This is a genomic window from Arthrobacter glacialis (assembly GCF_002909415.1).
Lineage (GTDB): Bacteria > Actinomycetota > Actinomycetes > Actinomycetales > Micrococcaceae > Specibacter > Specibacter glacialis.
In genome coordinates this window covers 427,758-445,263 of sequence record NZ_PPXB01000001.1, presented here as the reverse complement: position 1 = coordinate 445,263, position 17,506 = coordinate 427,758, and the positions used below count along the sequence as shown (strand labels likewise).

At 61.0% G+C, this 17,506-nt stretch carries 14 protein-coding genes; 2 read left to right on the top strand and 12 right to left on the bottom strand.

Annotation, left to right across the window (positions count from 1 at the left end; genetic code table 11):
- Positions 1–55: 55 nt before the first annotated feature.
- The 5 genes from CVS28_RS01955 to CVS28_RS01935 form a co-directional block, all read right to left on the bottom strand.
- Positions 56–925, bottom strand: a complete 870-nt coding sequence (locus CVS28_RS01955; RefSeq protein WP_103480446.1) for a sugar phosphate isomerase/epimerase family protein — start codon at positions 923–925, stop codon at positions 56–58.
- 171 nt (positions 926–1,096) lie between these two features.
- Positions 1,097–2,737 carry an extracellular solute-binding protein gene (locus tag CVS28_RS01950; RefSeq protein WP_103480445.1) on the bottom strand — a complete coding sequence of 547 codons (1,641 nt, stop codon included), beginning with the start codon at positions 2,735–2,737 and terminating at the stop codon, positions 1,097–1,099.
- A gap of 52 nt (positions 2,738–2,789) precedes the next feature.
- A complete protein-coding gene (locus CVS28_RS01945; protein WP_103464075.1) occupies positions 2,790–3,683 on the bottom strand; it encodes a carbohydrate ABC transporter permease in 894 nt (297 codons plus the stop codon).
- Positions 3,680–4,660 (bottom strand): ABC transporter permease, encoded by a 981-nt coding sequence (locus CVS28_RS01940; protein ID WP_103464074.1) that lies wholly within the window; start codon positions 4,658–4,660, stop codon positions 3,680–3,682. The genes CVS28_RS01945 and CVS28_RS01940 overlap by 4 nt, the downstream gene beginning before the upstream one ends.
- Before the next feature lie 28 nt (positions 4,661–4,688).
- The gene (locus CVS28_RS01935; RefSeq protein ID WP_103480444.1) at positions 4,689–7,181 is read right to left on the bottom strand and encodes a glycoside hydrolase family 95 protein; all 2,493 of its coding nucleotides are present in this window, start codon (positions 7,179–7,181) and stop codon (positions 4,689–4,691) included.
- A gap of 265 nt (positions 7,182–7,446) precedes the next feature.
- Between CVS28_RS01935 and CVS28_RS01930 the strand changes: the two genes are divergently transcribed.
- Positions 7,447–8,448, top strand: coding sequence for a hydroxyacid dehydrogenase (locus CVS28_RS01930; RefSeq protein WP_103480443.1), 1,002 nt, complete (start codon positions 7,447–7,449; stop codon positions 8,446–8,448).
- A 15-nt stretch (positions 8,449–8,463) separates the two neighbouring features.
- Here the strand turns inward: CVS28_RS01930 and CVS28_RS01925 are convergent, their stop codons facing one another.
- The 7 genes from CVS28_RS01925 to CVS28_RS01895 all read right to left on the bottom strand — a co-directional run bounded on the left by CVS28_RS01925 (position 8,464) and on the right by CVS28_RS01895 (position 16,729).
- On the bottom strand, positions 8,464–8,970 hold the full coding sequence (locus CVS28_RS01925) for a hypothetical protein (protein ID WP_103464071.1): 507 nt from the start codon (positions 8,968–8,970) through the stop codon (positions 8,464–8,466).
- A gap of 5 nt (positions 8,971–8,975) precedes the next feature.
- The gene (locus CVS28_RS01920; RefSeq protein WP_103480442.1) at positions 8,976–9,638 is read right to left on the bottom strand and encodes a bacterial proteasome activator family protein; all 663 of its coding nucleotides are present in this window, start codon (positions 9,636–9,638) and stop codon (positions 8,976–8,978) included.
- Between the two features lie 169 nt (positions 9,639–9,807).
- Positions 9,808–10,053: a YbdD/YjiX family protein gene (locus CVS28_RS01915; RefSeq protein ID WP_103464069.1), complete on the bottom strand. Its 246-nt coding sequence runs from the start codon at positions 10,051–10,053 to the stop codon at positions 9,808–9,810.
- Positions 10,011–12,278 (bottom strand): carbon starvation CstA family protein, encoded by a 2,268-nt coding sequence (locus CVS28_RS01910; RefSeq protein WP_103480441.1) that lies wholly within the window; start codon positions 12,276–12,278, stop codon positions 10,011–10,013. The genes CVS28_RS01915 and CVS28_RS01910 overlap by 43 nt, the downstream gene beginning before the upstream one ends.
- A gap of 176 nt (positions 12,279–12,454) precedes the next feature.
- Positions 12,455–15,382, bottom strand: coding sequence for an FtsX-like permease family protein (locus tag CVS28_RS01905; RefSeq protein WP_103480440.1), 2,928 nt, complete (start codon positions 15,380–15,382; stop codon positions 12,455–12,457).
- Between the two features lies 1 nt (position 15,383).
- Complete coding sequence (locus CVS28_RS01900; RefSeq protein WP_103480439.1) at positions 15,384–16,109, bottom strand: ABC transporter ATP-binding protein; 726 nt, start codon at positions 16,107–16,109, stop codon at positions 15,384–15,386.
- Positions 16,106–16,729 (bottom strand): PadR family transcriptional regulator, encoded by a 624-nt coding sequence (locus tag CVS28_RS01895; RefSeq protein WP_103480438.1) that lies wholly within the window; start codon positions 16,727–16,729, stop codon positions 16,106–16,108. Before CVS28_RS01895 ends, CVS28_RS01900 begins: the two co-directional genes overlap by 4 nt.
- 184 nt (positions 16,730–16,913) lie before the next feature.
- On the opposite strand from CVS28_RS01895, the gene CVS28_RS01890 reads away from it, so the two are divergent.
- The gene (locus tag CVS28_RS01890) at positions 16,914–17,426 is read left to right on the top strand and encodes a hypothetical protein (RefSeq protein ID WP_103480437.1); all 513 of its coding nucleotides are present in this window, start codon (positions 16,914–16,916) and stop codon (positions 17,424–17,426) included.
- Positions 17,427–17,506 lie beyond the last annotated feature (80 nt).

The window sequence follows — 17,506 nt, the reverse complement described above, 5'->3', positions numbered from 1 at the left end:
ACGCCGGACGGCTCACCCATGCCGAGCCGCAGCAACGCCAGCGGACACACCTCGACTAACACGGTTGCACGAGAGACCGGAGATAGGTGAGATTGTCGGCGGTACGTTCTGCGAGGGGCAATTCGGTGGAGAAGTCCTCCACTGTCACCCAGCCGTCATAGCCAACGGCAGCCAGAGCCCCGAAATACCGTGGCACGTCGGCGATTCCACCTCGCAGGGTTGACCACTCGTGTTTCCAAGCGGATTCCGCACCCGTGCCAGGGAGTTGACGCCACGCAGCGTTTTTGACGTGGACATGGGCGAGGTAGTCCCCCAAAAGTTGCAGCCCTGCCAGGCTTTCTTCACCACCTTCGACGACGAGGTTTCCCAGATCATGGATGACGCCAACATGGTTCGGGTCCAGCCCTTCCAGCAAGCGCAAGGCGGACGACGGCGATGATGTCACCGTCTGGTGGTGGAGCTCAACCAGGGCCTTCACGCCATGGAACGAAGACCGTTCGGCAACCCAGGCAAAGTGCTCCCGAGTTTCCGCAAAAAGGTCCCGGTAATCACGCCCGGTGGGCTCTCCGCCCATGGCAGAGGCGCCCAATGGCAACACCACAATACGGACTTGTCCGGCACCCAGGTGAGCCGTCGCCGCCAGGATGCGCTCAACGTCATCATGGTTGTCACACCGCACGTATCCGCCGATACCGGAGTACTCGAGGCCGGCTGCTGAGGTGACGGCCGCGATTCGCGCCAGAACCTTTTCCAGCCCGGTGAGGGCCCACGTGGACCTATTACCGGCCCAGAATCCTGGTTCAGCGGCTGGTTCCTGATCGGTGATTCGCCATTCAATCCCGTCCCACCCTTGCGCGGCGAGGGTTGCTGCAGCCTCCTCCGGCGTCCATTCCGGAGTTGAAGCGGTGAATACTGAGAATTTCATGGTGTGCTCTTTTCGATGCGTCCGGACGGGTACGGTGGCAGGCCTTCGTTTCACTAGGCGGACGGTCCGCGCGCAGAGAACTCAGGTGCGCGGACCGTTCCGTGTCAAGTTGTTCCAGCCATTTATAGGCGCACGGCCTGCTCATTGGGATCCGGCCATGGTGGGATGGGGTCAGGCGTTTTTGAGTTGGGCAAACGCCTCTTCATACTCTGAACGCATTTTGTCACCGGCTTTGCCCTGCCAGTCCTTCACTCCTGCATCCCAAGCGGATACCGGCTTACGGCCCTGAACAATGTCATTTTGCAGTGCCTCCATCGACTTGAGCTGTTGCGCCCCGGTACGTGATGCGGTCGCAGAGTACAACCCGTTGCTGGCGTCCTTGACGGCCAGGGGCACCAGGGCTTCCTCCGCGTCATGGCGGGCCCGTACTGCGTCCTCACCCTGTGAGATGTACAGCGTTGCTGGTGACCCGGTGAGGTAGACGGGATTTGCCTTGATTTCAAGGGTGCCCTGGTCCGTCAAAATGGGGTCGCTCCCATCCAGCTCATAGTCGAGCCCCTCAACGCCATACTGCCTGAGCATGTCTTCTTCGGTGCCAAACGGTGATGCCAGCCAGTTGAAAACGTTCAGAATGGTTTCCACCCTGTCCTTGGACTTTTTGTTGATGGCGCTGATGGAGTGGTTGGGATCTCCGAGCCAAAAGCTGCCACTTCCACCGTCAGCACCGGGTGCCGGGTACGCGGCCATCTTGAACCCCGGAATGGCGACGCCTCGGCGCTGGAATCCCTGCCAAGCGCTCAAGCTGTCTTCAACCATGACAGCCGTGCCAGCGTCAAACCATTTTTTGTATTGCGCCTGCGCCGATGCGAACGCGTCAGGGTTGACAACTTTTGCAGCAACGAGCTGGCGGCCTGCTTCCAGTGCTGCCTTCATGTTTTCATGTTCGAAAAGATGACTGAAGGCCCCGTCGTGTTCAGACCAGTTGTTGGGCAGCTGGTACATTTCCTGAACGAACGTCATGGGAAGACTGGCAAGGGCCCAGCGGTTCTTGGAGGGTTCGGTCACTGTTTCACAGAGTTCGAGGAATTCGGCAAAGCTGGTCGGCACGGCGGTGGCCCCCAACTGCTCAAGAATGTCCTCCCTGCGGTAGAGGATTCGGGATGTGGTTATTCCGCGGGGAATCGGCAGGCCAAAAATCTTGCCGTTAAAGACTGCCCCACGCCAGCTTTCCGTGGGGATGTTGGCCAGCGCGGGATACTTCTTGATGGCGTCGCCGGCCAGATACGGCGTCAGGTCCAGGGCCTTGGCCTCCAGCATCGAAGGAAAGTCGGGAGTTTCATTCAACAGATTGAAGACGTCCGGAAGCTGATCGCCGGCAATGGTCGTGGCCAGCTTCTGGGACCAGTCGGCAGAGGGTGTCCACGCCACTTTCAGCTCGGAACCCAACCTCTTGTTCAGCTCCTGCGCGTAGGCGTTCTGGTCCGGGGCCGGTGGGATGGCGCCGGCCGCGGGCATCATGACGGTGATGGGCTTGCCGTCACCGGGAATCCCTGTGGTAGTTTTCGGCGGGTTGGCCGGGTAGGTGAAATACCCATCGGTGACGCCTGCATTGGTGCCGGGCAGGTCGGCAGTGACACCAGGGAATTTAACGAAAGTCGGGAGCGAGGCGTTGCCCGCATTGGCTCCGGCAGGTATGCCGCCGTCACCACACGCGGTGAGAAGCGGTGCGCCAAATGCGGCGATTACACCCATGGCGAGGGTTCCTCGAAGAATTCCGCGGCGTGACAGTTCTGATTTTTGGAAAGTTTTCATGGTTTCATCTCTCTGGTGGATTCAAAGTCAATTATTGGCAATCAGCGACTGGCTAGCCCTTGACGGCGCCAGTCATCACGCCCTTGGCAAAGTGCTTTTGCAGGAACGGGTACACGAGCAGAATGGGCACAATCGCAATGACGAGGATGGCCATTTGAATTGATGGCTCCGGCGGAAGCACCGCGTCCAGGGCTCCCAGATCGGCTTCGCCGAGTTGGGTGCCGTTGACCACGTACGTCCGCAAGACAAGCTGCAACGGCCACTTTGCAGAATCGCTGAGGTACAGCATGGCGTTGAAGAAGGAGTTCCAATATCCAACGGCGTAGAACAGGCCAATGACCGCCATAACTGCCTTTGAGAGAGGCAACGCGATCCGTCGGAAGATTTGCCACTCGCCGGCACCGTCCATCCTCGCGGCATCAATAAGTTCAGCGGGAATACCTGAGAAGAAGGAACGCATGACAATGACGTTGAAGCCGCTAACCATGGTGGGAACAATCAGGGCCCAGTAGGAATCGAGCATTCCAAGCTGCTTGACCATCAGGTAGGTGGGGATCATCCCGGGGGTGAAGAGCAGACTGAACAGGACCAGCATGATCATGAACTTGTTGCCCACCATGCTGCGCCGGCTCAGTGCCCAGCCCAGCATGCTGGTGACTGTGAGGCTGAGAAGCGTTCCAACAACGGTAATGCCTGCACTGACAAACAAGGAGCGGGTGACCACTCCCCCGGAGAGGACGGACGCATAGGCTGACCACTGCACCGAGTCCGGGAATAGGACAAATCCACCGGCCTTATTCACTTGCTCCGGTGAGGCCACTGACGTCGAGATGATGCCAATGAACGGGACGATGACCACGGCGCAGATAAGGAGAAGGATGAACCCCTTGAGTAGCCTTGTCCCCATGGCGGGCGCGGGCATTCCGTCAATAATTTTCCGGCTCATGATTTGTAAACTCCTTCTTCGCCGAAGAAATGGGCTAGTTTGTTGGCCAAAAGGACCAGGACCACACCGACAACGCCCTTGACGAGCCCGACGGCGGCTGCGACTCCCCACGCTCCGCCGATAATGCCGTTGTTGAATACATAGGTGTCCAAGACTTCTGACACGCCCAGCCCCACCGCCTGCTGTTGGAGGACCAATTGTTCGAAACCGACGGTGAGGGAGTCCCCCAGCTTCAAAATAAAGAGCAGGATGATAATGGAACGCAACCCGGGCAGGGTTATGTGCCAGGTCTGCATCCAGCGGCTGGCACCATCGACGGCCGATGCCTCATAAAGGGAGCGGTCAATTTGGGCGAGCGCTGCCAGAAAGAGAATCGTTGCCCAACCCGTGTCTTTCCAAATAACCTGGCTCGTGATCACAGTGGTGAACAGTTCCGAATTTCCAATAATGGAGATGGGGTCATGGCCGTTTGCCCGCAAGTAATTGTTGATCATGCCGGAGCCGCCCAGGATCTGCTGGAAGACAGCAACAACAATGACCCACGAGAGAAAATGCGGAAGGTACAGGATGGATTGGACAATTTGCCGGATTCTATTCGACAGCAGGCTGTTCAGCAGAAGAGCGATCAGGATTGGCGCCGGAAAAACGAAGACCGCTTGCAGGGCCGTGATGATCAGCGTGTTCTTGAGGGCGTTGAGAAATGCCGGGTCACCGTTGAAAATGACGGAAAAATTGTCGAAGCCTGACCATCGCGAGTGCATGATCCCCAGGAACGGTTGGTAGTCCTGGAATGCAATCACATTTCCGAGCAGCGGAATGTATTGGAAGGTCAACAGCAACGCTATGCCTGGCAAAGCAAAGAAAAGTAGGAGTTTATCGCGCTTGATCCGTGACCACAACGAGAGCTTGGGCCTGATAGGCAGGTCTTTCCTTGCTTCCAGAGGCGGCGGCGATGGGCGAATTTTGGTCAAGCTCATGGACAATTCCTTTCGAGTGGATGTTCCATCAATGTGCCAGTGCCTCGTGATTGAGGGCCGTCGCAGCAGGACGGCATGGATTCAAACGGTATTTTCCGGATTCCGGAATTTGAATGGTGTGCACTACGTCCAGGTTCAAGGCTTGGGCCGAGAGGGTGGGCAGTCGCAACCGGACCACTTGCAGGGGCCTGCCCTCGAGCTCAACGAAGGAAACCACGCCGTCCGCCCAGCCAATGGCTGCAACCAGGCCGTTTCGGGCTCGTAATCCGCGGACGCTTCCCCGCGGCCATTCCGGCGGGAGGGCCGGGAGTATTTTTACTTCCCCACTGTGGCTCTGCAACAACATTTCGGCCATGGCAGCGGCAACTCCAAAGTTTCCATCGATCTGGAAGATCCGGGGCGGGTGGAGGTCCAGCAAATTGTCGGCCACGGAGTCGCTCAGGAGCGAGTTGATGCTTCGTAAAGCTGCCGATCCGTCGCCGAGCCTCGCCCACAGGCACGCGACCCACGCCTGGCTCCATCCCGTTCCGCCACCGCCTGACTTGAGTCGGCGCTCAAGTGCCAGTCGAGCCTCTTCGGCCATGCGTGGAGTCTGATGGAGATCCACCAGGTTGGAGGGGTACAGTCCATAAAGATGGGACAGGTGACGGTGGCCGGGGTCCTCATCCTGATACTTGCTCTCCCATTCATTGATGCCACCACCCTCCAGCAACCCAATGTCCGGCAACCTGTCCAGGGCCTCTGCGAGGCGGCTGGAAAATCCGTCCGGGGCCAACGCCGCACACTGCGCATCAGTGGCTGCGAGGCGGAGGCAGGAGCCGAACAGCTCCCTGATCAGCCAGTTGTCCATGGTGGTCATGACCCCCAGGGCCATCACTTGACCGTCCGGCCCAATGAATGAGGCCTCCGGTGACGTGGAGGGCGCCGTTACCAGGGTGCCGGGGGCCGCTGTCGGCCGCGGATCTGTCACAAGGAAGTCGAGCAGGAACTCCGCGGCTCCTCGAATCACCGGCCACGCCCGCCGACGAAATGCCGGGTCCGGGGAAAAATCATTGTGGTCAACGAGGTGGCGGCACAGCCAGGCCGCCGAGAGGGGCCACATGGACCACCGCGGCTTGCCGTCACCCCCACCTACAGGCCATGTGGTTCCCCAAATGTCGAGATTGTGGTGGGAGGTCCAACCGCCAGCGCCGTAGAGTTCCGTCGCTGTGTGGCTGCCGGATTCTGCAAGCTCGGCGATAAATTCGAGCAGCGGTTCGTGGCACTCCGCCAGCCCCGTTGTCTCGGCAGCCCAGTAGTTCATCTGCACGTTGATATTGGCGGTCCAATTCGAGCGCCAAGGCGGACGGACGTCCGCGTTCCATATTCCCTGCAAGTTCGCAGGTTTGGTTCCTGGCCTGGAGGAGGCGATTAGAAGGTACCTGCCAAAGTTGAACAGCAGTTCGGCGAGGCCGGCATCCGTTGATCCGGCTCTCAGGCCCACGAGCCGTTCATCCGTGGGCGATGCGTTCTCCGAAGCGGTACCGCCAAGGTCCAACTCAACACGATTGAACAGTTTTGAGTTGTCGTCCCGGTGGCGGGCCAACAATGCTTCATGGTCCAATTCGGCCGCGGCAGCCAGGATCGCCAGATTTGAAGCGCGAAGATCGTCAAGCCGTTCATGTGGTGCGGAGGACCAGCCGATGTAGGAGTCAGCTGCGCTGAGCAGAATTGATACCGTCGTCGCCCCCCGGACTTCCACCGACCCGTCAGCACAGAGTGAGACTTCGCCCTGATCTGCAGTGACCAGTGCGGCAAGGTCGAACAGCATGCCCTGTTGCTGACTGTACGAAACGCCTGCATCGACGTCGGAGCCCATACCGGGAATGGAATCCGGAGCGCGTCCCGACAGGCCCATGGTTTGCTCCAGCGGACGCGGAGACCTGCCTCCATCAGGTGCTGCCACGGACTTGTGCACACTGTGAAGCGTGACACGCAGATTCAACCCGCCCTTGATGGTCGATACCTGCCGGACAACCAGCACATTATCTGCGTGGGGACAGAATGCTTCCCGGGAGAATCCTCCCTGCTGACTGGCAAAGTGTGTGGTGGCAACAGCAGTGGAAAGATCCAGCTCACGACTGTAGACATGGGATGTTTCATCTGCCATGGCGTCGAGCTGCTCGATAATCAAATCGCCCAAAGGCTGGAATGATTCAGTGGCTGGACCCTGCATCTGCCGGGCGAGGGCATCCACGCCAGACGGGTCCGCATTGCCGTCAAAAATCAGTCCTCGCATTGCCCGGAGAATGTCCGGACCACCGGAGACATTGTGGTTCCGGGGCCCCCCAGACCAAAATGTGTCCAGGTTCAGTGCGATGCGCTCACGCTGCACCCCACCATGGACCATGGCCCCCAGGCTTCCATTTCCAAGAGGCAGGGCATGGAGCCACTGTTCTGCCGGTTTCCTGAAAGACAAGAGTTTTTCGGGATTCTTCCGCACCTCTTTGCCGTCGTTCGCTCCCTCAGCAGCGATAGTCATGAATACTCCTTCGTAATCGTGTTGACCATTGTTTGGATCCTGTTAGTTGCCCGGCCCCGCGTTGGGACTGCTCTCCGGTAATCCCCGTCGAGCCTTGATCGCAACGGCGCGGTCGATGCCATGGACGACTCCACCCCGGACAGGAAATATTCAGACGTTCACAGGGCGAAAATGCTAACCTTGGAAAGCGGTTGCCACAAAACTATCGCATGACCTGAATCACGTCAAACATCCGATGTTAATGATCGGACCGGGAAGGATTGCCATGTCTCAAAAACTCCGTGCACTGCTGGTTATGAATGACGATCGACGTGCGGATGTATACCCCCGCCATATCCTGGACCGGCTGGAGGAATCAGTTGATTTTTGCCACCCGCCACTGAATCGAAGCCAGTTGGCTGCTTCCCCCGACCTTATGAATGACGTCGACGTGCTGCTGACCAGCTGGGGTGCCCCAAGGCTGGACGCCAATTTCCTGGCCTCAGCCCCCAACTTGAAGGCCGTACTTCTCGCTGCTGGATCGATCAAAGAAATCGTCACGGACGACTTCTGGTCCCGGGAAATTCCCATAGTTTCAGCCGCTGCAGCGAATGCCATTCCCGTCGCCGAGTTCACGCTGGCCCAAATCCTGCTGAGCCTGAAGCGCGCCCCTGTCCTTGCTCGTGAAACGGCACGAGCTGGAGCGCTTGCACAGCGCCCACCCCTGGCCGGAACCTATGGCAGCAGGGTTGGCCTGCTCTCACTGGGGGAGATCGGACTCCAGGTGGCCAGGTTCCTTCAGGCTTTCAGTGTCGATGTGGTGGCCCACGACCCCTACGCTTCAACCGAACAGGCAACAGCGGCCGGCGTCGAATTGGTCACCCTTCAGGAATTGTTCGCGAGCTCGCAGGTGGTCAGCATCCACTGCCCGCTTTTACCGGCGACTCGCGGCATGGTGAACAGGGACCTACTCGAATCCATGCAACCGGATGCCACACTGATCAACACTGCCCGCGGGGCGCTGATAAACGAATCGGACCTGATAGATGTCTTGGCTGTCCGACCCGACCTGACGGCCATGTTGGATGTGACGTGGCCGGAGCCTCCGGCGCCCGGATCTCCGCTCTACACCTTGCCGAATGTGTTTCTAACACCCCACATTGCCGGTTCGCTGGGATCCGAGTGCGGCCGGCTGGGCGCTTTGGTGGCAGACGAGTGCGAGCGGTTCGTCAAGAATGAGAACTTGATCCACGAAGTCAGTCAAGCTAGGGCCCAGAAACGGGCCTAGCGACCCACCCGGGACCTACCCGCCTGACTGCTTGCGTGCCAGCAGTTCCTGTGCCCTGCTGACGTGTTGGCGCACGATCACCGCTTTACGTTCGACGCCGGACGGCTCGCCCATGCCGAGCCGGAGCAACGCCAGCGCTTCAGCTGTTGCCGCCAGGGCATTGCCGGCACGTGAGAGTTCACGGTGGACGTCGTTGAGGTACCCGCCGCTGCCTGCGGGGATCTCCATCCCTTCGCTGGGCCCCACGGTTTGGGCTTGGGTGGCAATGCTGCGCACCTCGGGCAGGAGCTCGGCAAGGCTGTTGGCCAACTGCACCATGGCCTCATAGTTTTGGGCTGATTGCCGGGCCACTTCCGTGGACGCCGAGGCGTCTGGCACTGCCTCCGCCAATCCCTCAAGCATTTGATGGAAGCGGTCAAGGCCGCGACGGAATCTGTCGTGGGCGCGGCGCCACACACCCTTGCCGAGGTCGGCGTCGTCGCGCTTGGCCTGCCTGTTGACGCTGAAGAGTCCCTTGAGCATGCGCGTCAGAGGTATTGTCCGGGGCCACCGGAATCCGAATCGCCAGATGCTGGCTCACTGCCTGAACCGCCGATGGGTACGCCCGACTGCCCCGCAGGAGCGCGGCGCGGTTCACCGTTTTCACCCACCACAACACCCGGGGCAATCACTGTTCCAGGGGCAAGCTGATGCATGGCCAGCCTTGCTGCAAGTTGCTGGTTCGCCATGGACTGGGCCGCCAAGGCTGTCTGGATGCCGTGGAACAAACCCTCCAACCACCCCACCAACTGCGCTTGGGCAATGCGAAGTTCTGCGTCCGAGGGCGCCTTTTCATCGGTAAACGGCAGGCTCAGCCGGTGCAGTTCGGCTACGAGTTCCGGGGCCAGGCCGTCCTCGAGTTCGGTGATGGACCGCTCATGGATTTCAGCGAGCCGGGTCCGGGCGGCATCATCGAGCGGCGCGCTTTTCACTTCGTCCAGCAGTTGTTTGACCATGGTGCCAATGCGCATCACCTTGGCTGGCTGGTCAACCATGTCGGCGACGCTCACGGGTTTGCCGAGCGACTCATCCGGCATTCCCGAGCGCGTTGGTCCTCCTGCTGGTCCTCCCGCCAGGGAGGGTGCAATGCTGTCCATGATCTTCCCCTCCGCGGCCAAACCTTTAGCCTGTGTGTGCGCCTTGTCAGTCATAGTGAAAGTCTCTCACGGAGGCGCCGGTTCCGTCCCGGGCCCTCCCCTCGGAACACGAAACCAGGAACAGCCCCACCATTCCCCGAGGCCGTGCCAAAGTGGCGGGGGCGCATGAAATTTCACCCACCCCCGCCACTTTGGCACGCCGTCGGCGGCAGGGATCGCCGCGTTAGCAGCAGCGGCCCTCCGGATTTGCGTCCTGGCGGTCAGTTTTGTCGCGCCAGAACTCCTTGAGCGTCATGGGTTCTGTGGCGCATCCGGTGGCCCCGTGGTGGTCAAGGTACTTCTCATAGCTGTCCTCCCCCAGGACCCCCTTGAGGTACTTGCCGACGGCGCCCAAGGCACCGCCAGCCCGGCGCAGCGAATCCACAGCTAGTGCCCGGACCGCACCGGTTGCTTGCCCGATTCGGCCCATTCCTTCAGGATGGCCTTTTCCGTGGCTGTGGCTGCCATGGAGGCCGGCGCGAAAATGCGCGATGCAACGGCCGGGTCTTCCTTGCTGACTCCGCCGCCTGCCTGGATGGAGCGGATGGCGACCCTGACCGCCGTCGTAATCACAATGATGGACAGCACCACAAAGATGATGGACAAGGTGCCCTGAACTGCCGAGTTGCGGACCACGGCTTCCATGGCTTCCACGGTCTTGGCGTTGCCGAACGTGGTCTTTCCATCCGCCAGAGCCTGCTTGAATGCCAGGTGTTGCGCCCAGTAGCCCACGGCGGGGACCGTGGAGAAGATCTTCTGGAAGGAAGCCACCACTGTCACAACTGTGACAAAGACCAGCGGCAGCGCCACCATCCACAGGTACTTGATGCGCGTGTTCTTGGAAACGATGGTCAGGCAAACGGCCAGCGCAATGGCGGCCAGGAGCTGGTTGGCGATGCCGAACAGCGGGAACAAGGTGTTGATGCCGCCGAGCGGATCGGTCACGCCCATGATCAGGATGGCGCCCCAGCCGGCCACCATGATGCCCGTGGTGATCCACGAGCCCAGCCGCCAGGACGTGTCCTTGAACTTGGGGATGAAGTTACCAATGGAATCCTGGAGCATGAAGCGGGCCACGCGGGTTCCGGCATCCACGGCTGTCAGGATGAACAGTGCCTCAAACATGATGGCGAAGTGGTACCAGAAGCTCATCATGGCCTTGCCGCCGGCCACCTGCTGCATGATGTGGGCCAGCCCCACTGCCAGTGTTGGTGCGCCGCCGGTGCGGGACACGATGGACTCCTCGCCGACGTCGGACGCGGTTTGGGCTAGCGTGGCGGCGTCAACGCTGACGCCCGTGAGACCCAGGGAGTTCACAAACGCGGCCGCACCCTCAATGGTCCCGCCGGTGGCTCCAGAGGAGGAGTTCATGGCGAAGTAGATGCCACGGTCGATCGACAGTGCAGCCACCAGCGCCATAATGGCCACGAAGGATTCCATGAGCATGCCGCCGTAACCGATGTAGCGGGCTTGGCGCTCTTTTTCGATCAGTTTGGGCGTGGTGCCTGAGGCAATCAACGCGTGGAAACCGGACAGGGCGCCGCAGGCGATGGTGACAAATAGGAACGGGAACAAGGATCCGGAGAACACCGGACCGTCCGAGCGGCCAGCGAACTCGCTGAATGCGGGGACGTTGATTTCGGGGCGGACCAGCACAATGGAGCCGGCCAGCATCACGATGGTGCCGATCTTCATGAAGGTGGAAAGGTAGTCGCGCGGTGCCAGCAGCAGCCAGACGGGCAGGATTGCGGCAATGAACCCGTAGATGATGACGGCCCATGCCAGTGTGGTCCTGTCCAGGTGGAAGGTCGCCGCGCCCCACTCGGTGGCAGCAACCATGCCGCCGCCCACAATGGCTGCCAGCAGCAACACCACGCCGATCAAGGACACTTCCATGACCTTGCCGGGGCGCAGGTAGCGCAGGTATACGCCCATGAACAAGGCGATCGGGATGGTCATGGACACCGAGAACACGCCCCACGGGGATTCACCCAGGGCATTGACAACCACCAGCGCCAGGATGGCCACAATGATGATCATGATCAGCAACGTGGCGATGAGTGCGGCAGTGCCGCCGATGACGCCGAGCTCTTCGCGGGCCATCTGGCCCAGGGAACGGCCGCCGCGGCGCATGGAGAAGAAGAGAACAAGGTAGTCCTGCACGGCGCCGGCAAGGACGACGCCGACAATGATCCAGATGGTGCCTGGCAGGTAACCCATCTGGGCTGCCAGGATGGGACCCACCAAGGGACCTGCGCCGGCAATGGCGGCAAAGTGGTGGCCAAAGAGCACGTTGCGGTCCGTGGGGACAAAGTCCTTGCCGTCAGCCTTGTATTCGGCCGGGGTGGCCCGCAAGTCATTGGGCCGGATCAGGTACTTTTCAATGACCTTGGAGTAAAAACGGTAGCCGATCAGGTAGGTGCACACTGCGGCGAAGACAAACCAGATGGCGTTGACGGATTCTCCGCGAACCACCGCCAAAACAACCCACGCGACACCGCCCAGAAGCGCGATGGCAGCCCAAAGGGCAATCTTCAGCGGCGTCCACTTTTGCTTTTCCGCCTCAGCGTCAAGATCAACTGCCACGGGCGGCAACTCTGGATCCTGAACGAGAATATCGCCCGGATCGGCGGCCCTCTGTGACGGCAGTGTCATGATTTTCCCTACGCTAAGACTTAAATATGGCCACTTGACGGTAGCAGTATGACCCGCAGCACACGGGCGGTGTGCTGCGGATCATGCATGAAAATCTGTCAAAGGTAGCGTTGACGCGACGAACGGCAATTCCGTCAAACGGCGACATTTTGCTCGGAAGTCCCTCGTTCGGTGGCTCAGACCAGGGTTTGCCTCCGCGTCATGGGCAGTTTGCCCTTGGTGAGGAGCCACGCGGCGGCTGCACCGAACAGCGGGACCAAGATCATCAACGCAGCTATTTGCAGCCAGGGGATGACGATGGGGAAGCCACGCTGCAAGGACAACACCACAATAGTTGGCACCGCCCCGGCAAAGACGCCCAATACTGTCCCCAGCATGGCGGTCATCAGCGTTTGCGAACCAGAGATGGCCTTGCGCAGCTGCGTGTCTGCCCCAATGCTGGCCAGGGTCGCATGGTCATTACGGCCGTCGGCGAGCGCCAGACCGGCGGTAATGCCGGCTGCGCTGAGCGTGATGAGGGCCCCGCCAGCAACAATGAGCCAGAGGATGCTCGCTATGTTGCCGGCGGGACCCTTTTCAAAGAAGACACTGTTGTACTGGCCCAAAATTGGAGCCATGGCGGATTGGACCTGGTCCGTTTCCGCCTGGCTAAGGCTCTTGGGTGCCGTGACCAACAGGGTCTGGTCACTCACAGGCATGTCCATGGCCGCCGCCGTTTCAGGCGAAACGACACCGTAGAAGTTAAGGTTCTTCTCCGGCGCTTCCACTACCGCCGGCAGCGACCGCGAACTCAGTGGTGTCACGAGTGGTCGCATGTACTGCCTGCCGGGAGTGCCGGGAACATCTTGGTCGCGGTTCCCGGGCGACGATGGATCAAAGGTGATGACCTTCGCGGTGCCGTCTTGCTGTAGATAGACCTTGTTGGTGATGACCATGCCGCCACTCCGCAATGTCTGCAGGGCATCGGCGCTGGGCGCCCGCCCCAACAAGGCAGCTAGTTCTTTTTCCCCTCCGGCGACAATGGCGGGGATGTTGCTGCCATAGCTGCTGTTGCCCATGGCCCCGGTGCAACGCCAGTCAACGAGATCTGCTGGTTTCCTGTCCGACGCCACTTCGCAGCGGTTTGTTGCAGGTTCCGCGAGCGCCCACTTGGGGCATGGTGCGGCATTGGGCAGCTCGTGCCCGGAGTTGTTTTCCATGGCGAGTTCCTGTTGGTCCAACTCGCACTGGGTGTTTGCGGGCGTGCCCCGCAAGACGTGGGTTGTGATGGCGGGGCCCAGGGCATCAACCATGAGGTTGGTGGCTTCCTTGGAGTTCACGGTGGCCAGTCCCTGTGATTCCCACCGCTGCGCCCCACCGCCCATGTCTGTGATTTTGGCTTTCACAAATTCCAGCGGCACGCCGGTTTGGTTCAGGTTGTACTGCCACTGGTGGTTATTGCTGCTGTCCTGCATGGCACTGGCGGTGCCCACCATGAGTGCCCCTGACAGCGTGGCTGCCGCCAGCACTGCGGCGACGGCCGGAACCGTGCGTCCACGGTTGCGGGCCGAATCCCGGGCAGCCAGTCTCAGTGGAACGGGCAGCCAGGACGTCCTGGCCGTAAGTAACGCAACGATGCTTCCCGTCAAGCAAATCAGGCCAACAACCAGCGCCACGGCACCGCCAATGATGAGGCCTGAGCTGAGCGGCAACCACACATAGGAGTCGACCTGCCCCCTCACCGTGAAGCTCACTACAGCCCCGGCTCCCATGACCACGGCCGCCAACCCCAAGAAGCCCAGGCCAACCCACTTGGTCCACTTGGACGGCAGCTCGGCCGTCCGCCCAGATTTTAGCGCTGACAGCGTGGCTTGCCTGGCAACGGCGCGGGCGGGCACCATGGCCGCAACAAGGCCTGCCACAACTCCCAGGAGGACTAGGCCAAGGGCCGGCAGCCACGTGACGTGCAAGCCAGGGAACATGGCGCTGCCCTGCCCCCGGACCACCAACACCAGCACTGCTGCGGCAATGCTGCCCAGCACGGCCCCCACCATGCCGCCGGCCAAGCCCAACCACAAACCGCTGGCCGTAACGGTTGTCCGCACCATGGAGCTTTCCGCACCCGATGCGGCAAGCAAGGCGAGGTCGCGCTGCTGCTTTCTGGCCCCTACCGCAAAGGCGGCGCCGGCCAGCAGCCCCACTTCCATGAGGGCCAGGACTCCGATGAGAGAAGCTGCCAGAATTGTGGTGACCATGTTGCCCTGCCGCCAGTCACCATTCATGCTCCCGGCATCGGCTCCCAGCTCCGCCTTGTTGGGCGGGTCCAGAAGAAGACTGCGGGATGTCAGAGTGATGCCCTTAGCGTTGAAGGCCTTGGCATCGGCCCATTTCAACGACTTGTCCCCCGCAAGATAAACGACGGCGGGGCTCAGCTCCGCCGCTAGCGCTGCCGGGATCTGCTTTGGGCTCAGGAATAGGTACGACTCCCCGTCACCCTGGCGCTCGGGGCGGATGGTGCCGACAATCTCAAAGGTGCCGGCCGACGTCGTCAATTCCTCGCCAAGCTTCAATCCGAATCGCTCCATGAGGCCGCGACTTGCCAGTGCTTGACGATCGGAGGCTGGTGCCACGCCGTCGAGCAGCGTGTACTTGCCCGTGAAGGCGGGGTTGAGAACATCGGTGACGGTGATGGGCACCTGCACCTGAGCCTTGCCCACAGGCGTGTGGACGGTTGCTGTCTGCCAAAGGATGGTGGTGAAGCCAGCCGGTACGGCATCTACGGGGGCAGTCGCCGCGAAGGCGGGGTCGGGCCCAACCCCGGGGGCACCCAGCCCGAAGCTCAGGTCACCCTGAACGGATTGCACTGACGTGGAGTTCTGGGCACCCATGTCTGTCAAACGCCCTTGGGTCTGGCCCAGCTCCATGGCGACAGTTTCGGCTGGGGTGGCCTGAGTGCTCATGCCCGCCGTGGCTGCGAAGGACATGGCAACGATGGGCAGCGCGATCAGAGTAACAATCAATGCCGAACGCCCCTTGTGGCGGCGAATGTCCCGCCATGCCATGGTCAGGGCAAGGCGCAGCCGGTGCTGCCCGCCCCCTTTGACGGGCGTCAGGTCAAGCGCCACCTCAGTGCGCCCATCCAGCCAACAGCACTGACGGGTCCTGCTGCGAGGCGGCCTCGTCAACAATGCGGCCGTCCTTGAGGAACACCACCCTGTCAGCCCAGCCGGCGTGCCTGGCCTCATGCGTGACCATGACGACGGCGGCCCCGGCCTCAGCCCGGCTACGCAACACTTCCAGGATGCCGTCACCCGTGGCCGAATCCAGCGCGCCCGTGGGCTCATCAGCAAGAATCAGACGACGGTTGCCCACAATGGCGCGGGCAATGGCCACACGCTGCTGCTGGCCCCCAGACATTTGATCCATGAACCTGTCAGCCAAGTCCTCAATGCCCACCAGGCGCAGCGCATCCTTGGCCTGGCGTCGGGCCTTGCGGGCAGGAATGCCATCAAGTTCCCGGGGCAAGGCAACATTTTCGGCGGCCGTCAATGTGGGGACAAGGTTGAAGTCCTGAAAGACGTATCCCACGGCACGACGGCGCAACCTGGCCAGCTCGTTGATGCTGAGCCCGCCCAACGGGGTTCCTTCCACGAAAATTTCCCCACTGGTGGCCTTGTCCAGGCCGCCGGCGAGCGTCAGGAGCGAGGACTTTCCGGACCCCGAGGGCCCCATGACCGCCACGAACTCGCCGGCGTTGATGGTCAGGCTCACGCTGCGCAGAGCCGCCACGGACATGGCGCCTTCACCATAGGTCCGGCTGACGCTTTCAAGCTGCAAAATTTCGTTGCTCATTTGGCCACCGCCGTGTCAGCAGTGGCGCGTGCCTGGGCCGGCTTGGCTGCTGTGCCCGCCGATGCTGCGCGTTTGGCCATCCAGCCTTCGCAGTGGTCCAGCCAGCGGACCTCGGCTTCCGTGGTGAAAATGAGCGAATCCAACACCAGCAGCCAGGCTGCGTCGTTGGCGTTGCCCGTGCCGGGCTCGCCGGAGAGTTGTGTGCCAGCATGGGTGGCCGCGGCTCGGCGTTGGCGGGTGTAGTCCTGCAACAGTTTCATGGAGGCTGTGCGCTGTGCCTGAACGACGGCGGAAACGTTCACGTCGGCGAGCGTCAGGGCCAGCGCCAGCTTGATGGCCAGCTCATTGCGCGGCGGGTTTGTTGCGGCAACGGGCTGGGCAAACCAACCCATCACCTCGGTGCGCCCGGCGTCGGTGATGCTGTAGATGACGTGACCTTCGCCGTCGTCGCCTTCCTTTTCCACCAGGGCATCCCGCTCCAGACGGTCAAGGGTGGTGTACACCTGCCCAATGTTCAGCGGCCACGTGGAACCTGTCCGCTCCTCGAACTCGCCGCGCAGCTGGTAACCATAGCGCGGACTTTCCGCCAATAACGCTAGTAATGAATGCTTAATGGACATCTGCAGCCCCCTTGTTCGGCGCGAGAGCCCCCAACGAACCCTCACGACAACGGTATACATACCGCGTATGCCTAATGTAGCTACTGAGTATGGTCAACGCAAGCGCTGACTGGGACTTTCGCCAAAATGACATCTCTGCGGCTTGCTTGCTACCTTTTAGTCACCCGAAAGGACGAAAGGCACCGTGCTCCCCGAATTTTCCGACATGACCGAGGGCCACATTTTTTTGGTCATATTTTCAGCGGCGCTCGCCGCCGCATCCTTCATGGCCACCTGGTGTGGACTGAACGGAAAACGCCGCGGTTGGGTCTTCTACAGTTACCCCAGGCATCTGGCCAATTGGCCCTTCAAGATGGCCTCAGGCGGGGTCTTTTTGCTTGTCATACTGCTGGAATCCCTGCTGAAGTACTCCGACTACGAGAATCTTGCGAGGGGCCCTTTCATTGCGTGCCTAATGATGCCACCCCTCTTGGGAGTCGCTTGCTCCTCCTTCTGGTGGCCGCCCTTCCTCGGACCACGCTGGTACCGCGAGTGGCGGGCATCGGCTCACCCGGAGCGAACCGCGCCATACTCGCAGCGAGAGATCACTGTCATCCGGGCGCGCCCCGACAGTCCCCAAAAGCAGCGGTTGCTTGCGCAGATCGACGGACGCACGCCGAAGATCAGGGCCCCGCGTCAGCGCAACCACGGCAAATAGGAAAAGCCGGCGCGCAGTGGCGCAGCGCCAAACGACCATCGAATAAAAGCGCCCCGTTCCGCTTTTCGCGCCCGGTCAAC

Bases quoted from the DNA above. Each gene is read 5' to 3' on its own strand.
- CVS28_RS01955 (WP_103480446.1), bottom strand. From the start codon at position 925: ATGAAATTCTCAGTATTCACCGCTTCAACTCCGGAATGGACGCCGGAG.
- CVS28_RS01950 (WP_103480445.1), bottom strand. From the start codon at position 2,737: ATGAAAACTTTCCAAAAATCAGAACTGTCACGCCGCGGAATTCTTCGA.
- CVS28_RS01945 (WP_103464075.1), bottom strand. From the start codon at position 3,683: ATGAGCCGGAAAATTATTGACGGAATGCCCGCGCCCGCCATGGGGACA.
- CVS28_RS01940 (WP_103464074.1), bottom strand. From the start codon at position 4,660: ATGAGCTTGACCAAAATTCGCCCATCGCCGCCGCCTCTGGAAGCAAGG.
- CVS28_RS01935 (WP_103480444.1), bottom strand. From the start codon at position 7,181: ATGACTATCGCTGCTGAGGGAGCGAACGACGGCAAAGAGGTGCGGAAG.
- CVS28_RS01930 (WP_103480443.1), top strand. From the start codon at position 7,447: ATGTCTCAAAAACTCCGTGCACTGCTGGTTATGAATGACGATCGACGT.
- CVS28_RS01925 (WP_103464071.1), bottom strand. From the start codon at position 8,970: ATGCTCAAGGGACTCTTCAGCGTCAACAGGCAGGCCAAGCGCGACGAC.
- CVS28_RS01920 (WP_103480442.1), bottom strand. From the start codon at position 9,638: ATGACTGACAAGGCGCACACACAGGCTAAAGGTTTGGCCGCGGAGGGG.
- CVS28_RS01915 (WP_103464069.1), bottom strand. From the start codon at position 10,053: ATGGGCCGAATCGGGCAAGCAACCGGTGCGGTCCGGGCACTAGCTGTG.
- CVS28_RS01910 (WP_103480441.1), bottom strand. From the start codon at position 12,278: ATGACACTGCCGTCACAGAGGGCCGCCGATCCGGGCGATATTCTCGTT.
- CVS28_RS01900 (WP_103480439.1), bottom strand. From the start codon at position 16,109: ATGAGCAACGAAATTTTGCAGCTTGAAAGCGTCAGCCGGACCTATGGT.
- CVS28_RS01895 (WP_103480438.1), bottom strand. From the start codon at position 16,729: ATGTCCATTAAGCATTCATTACTAGCGTTATTGGCGGAAAGTCCGCGC.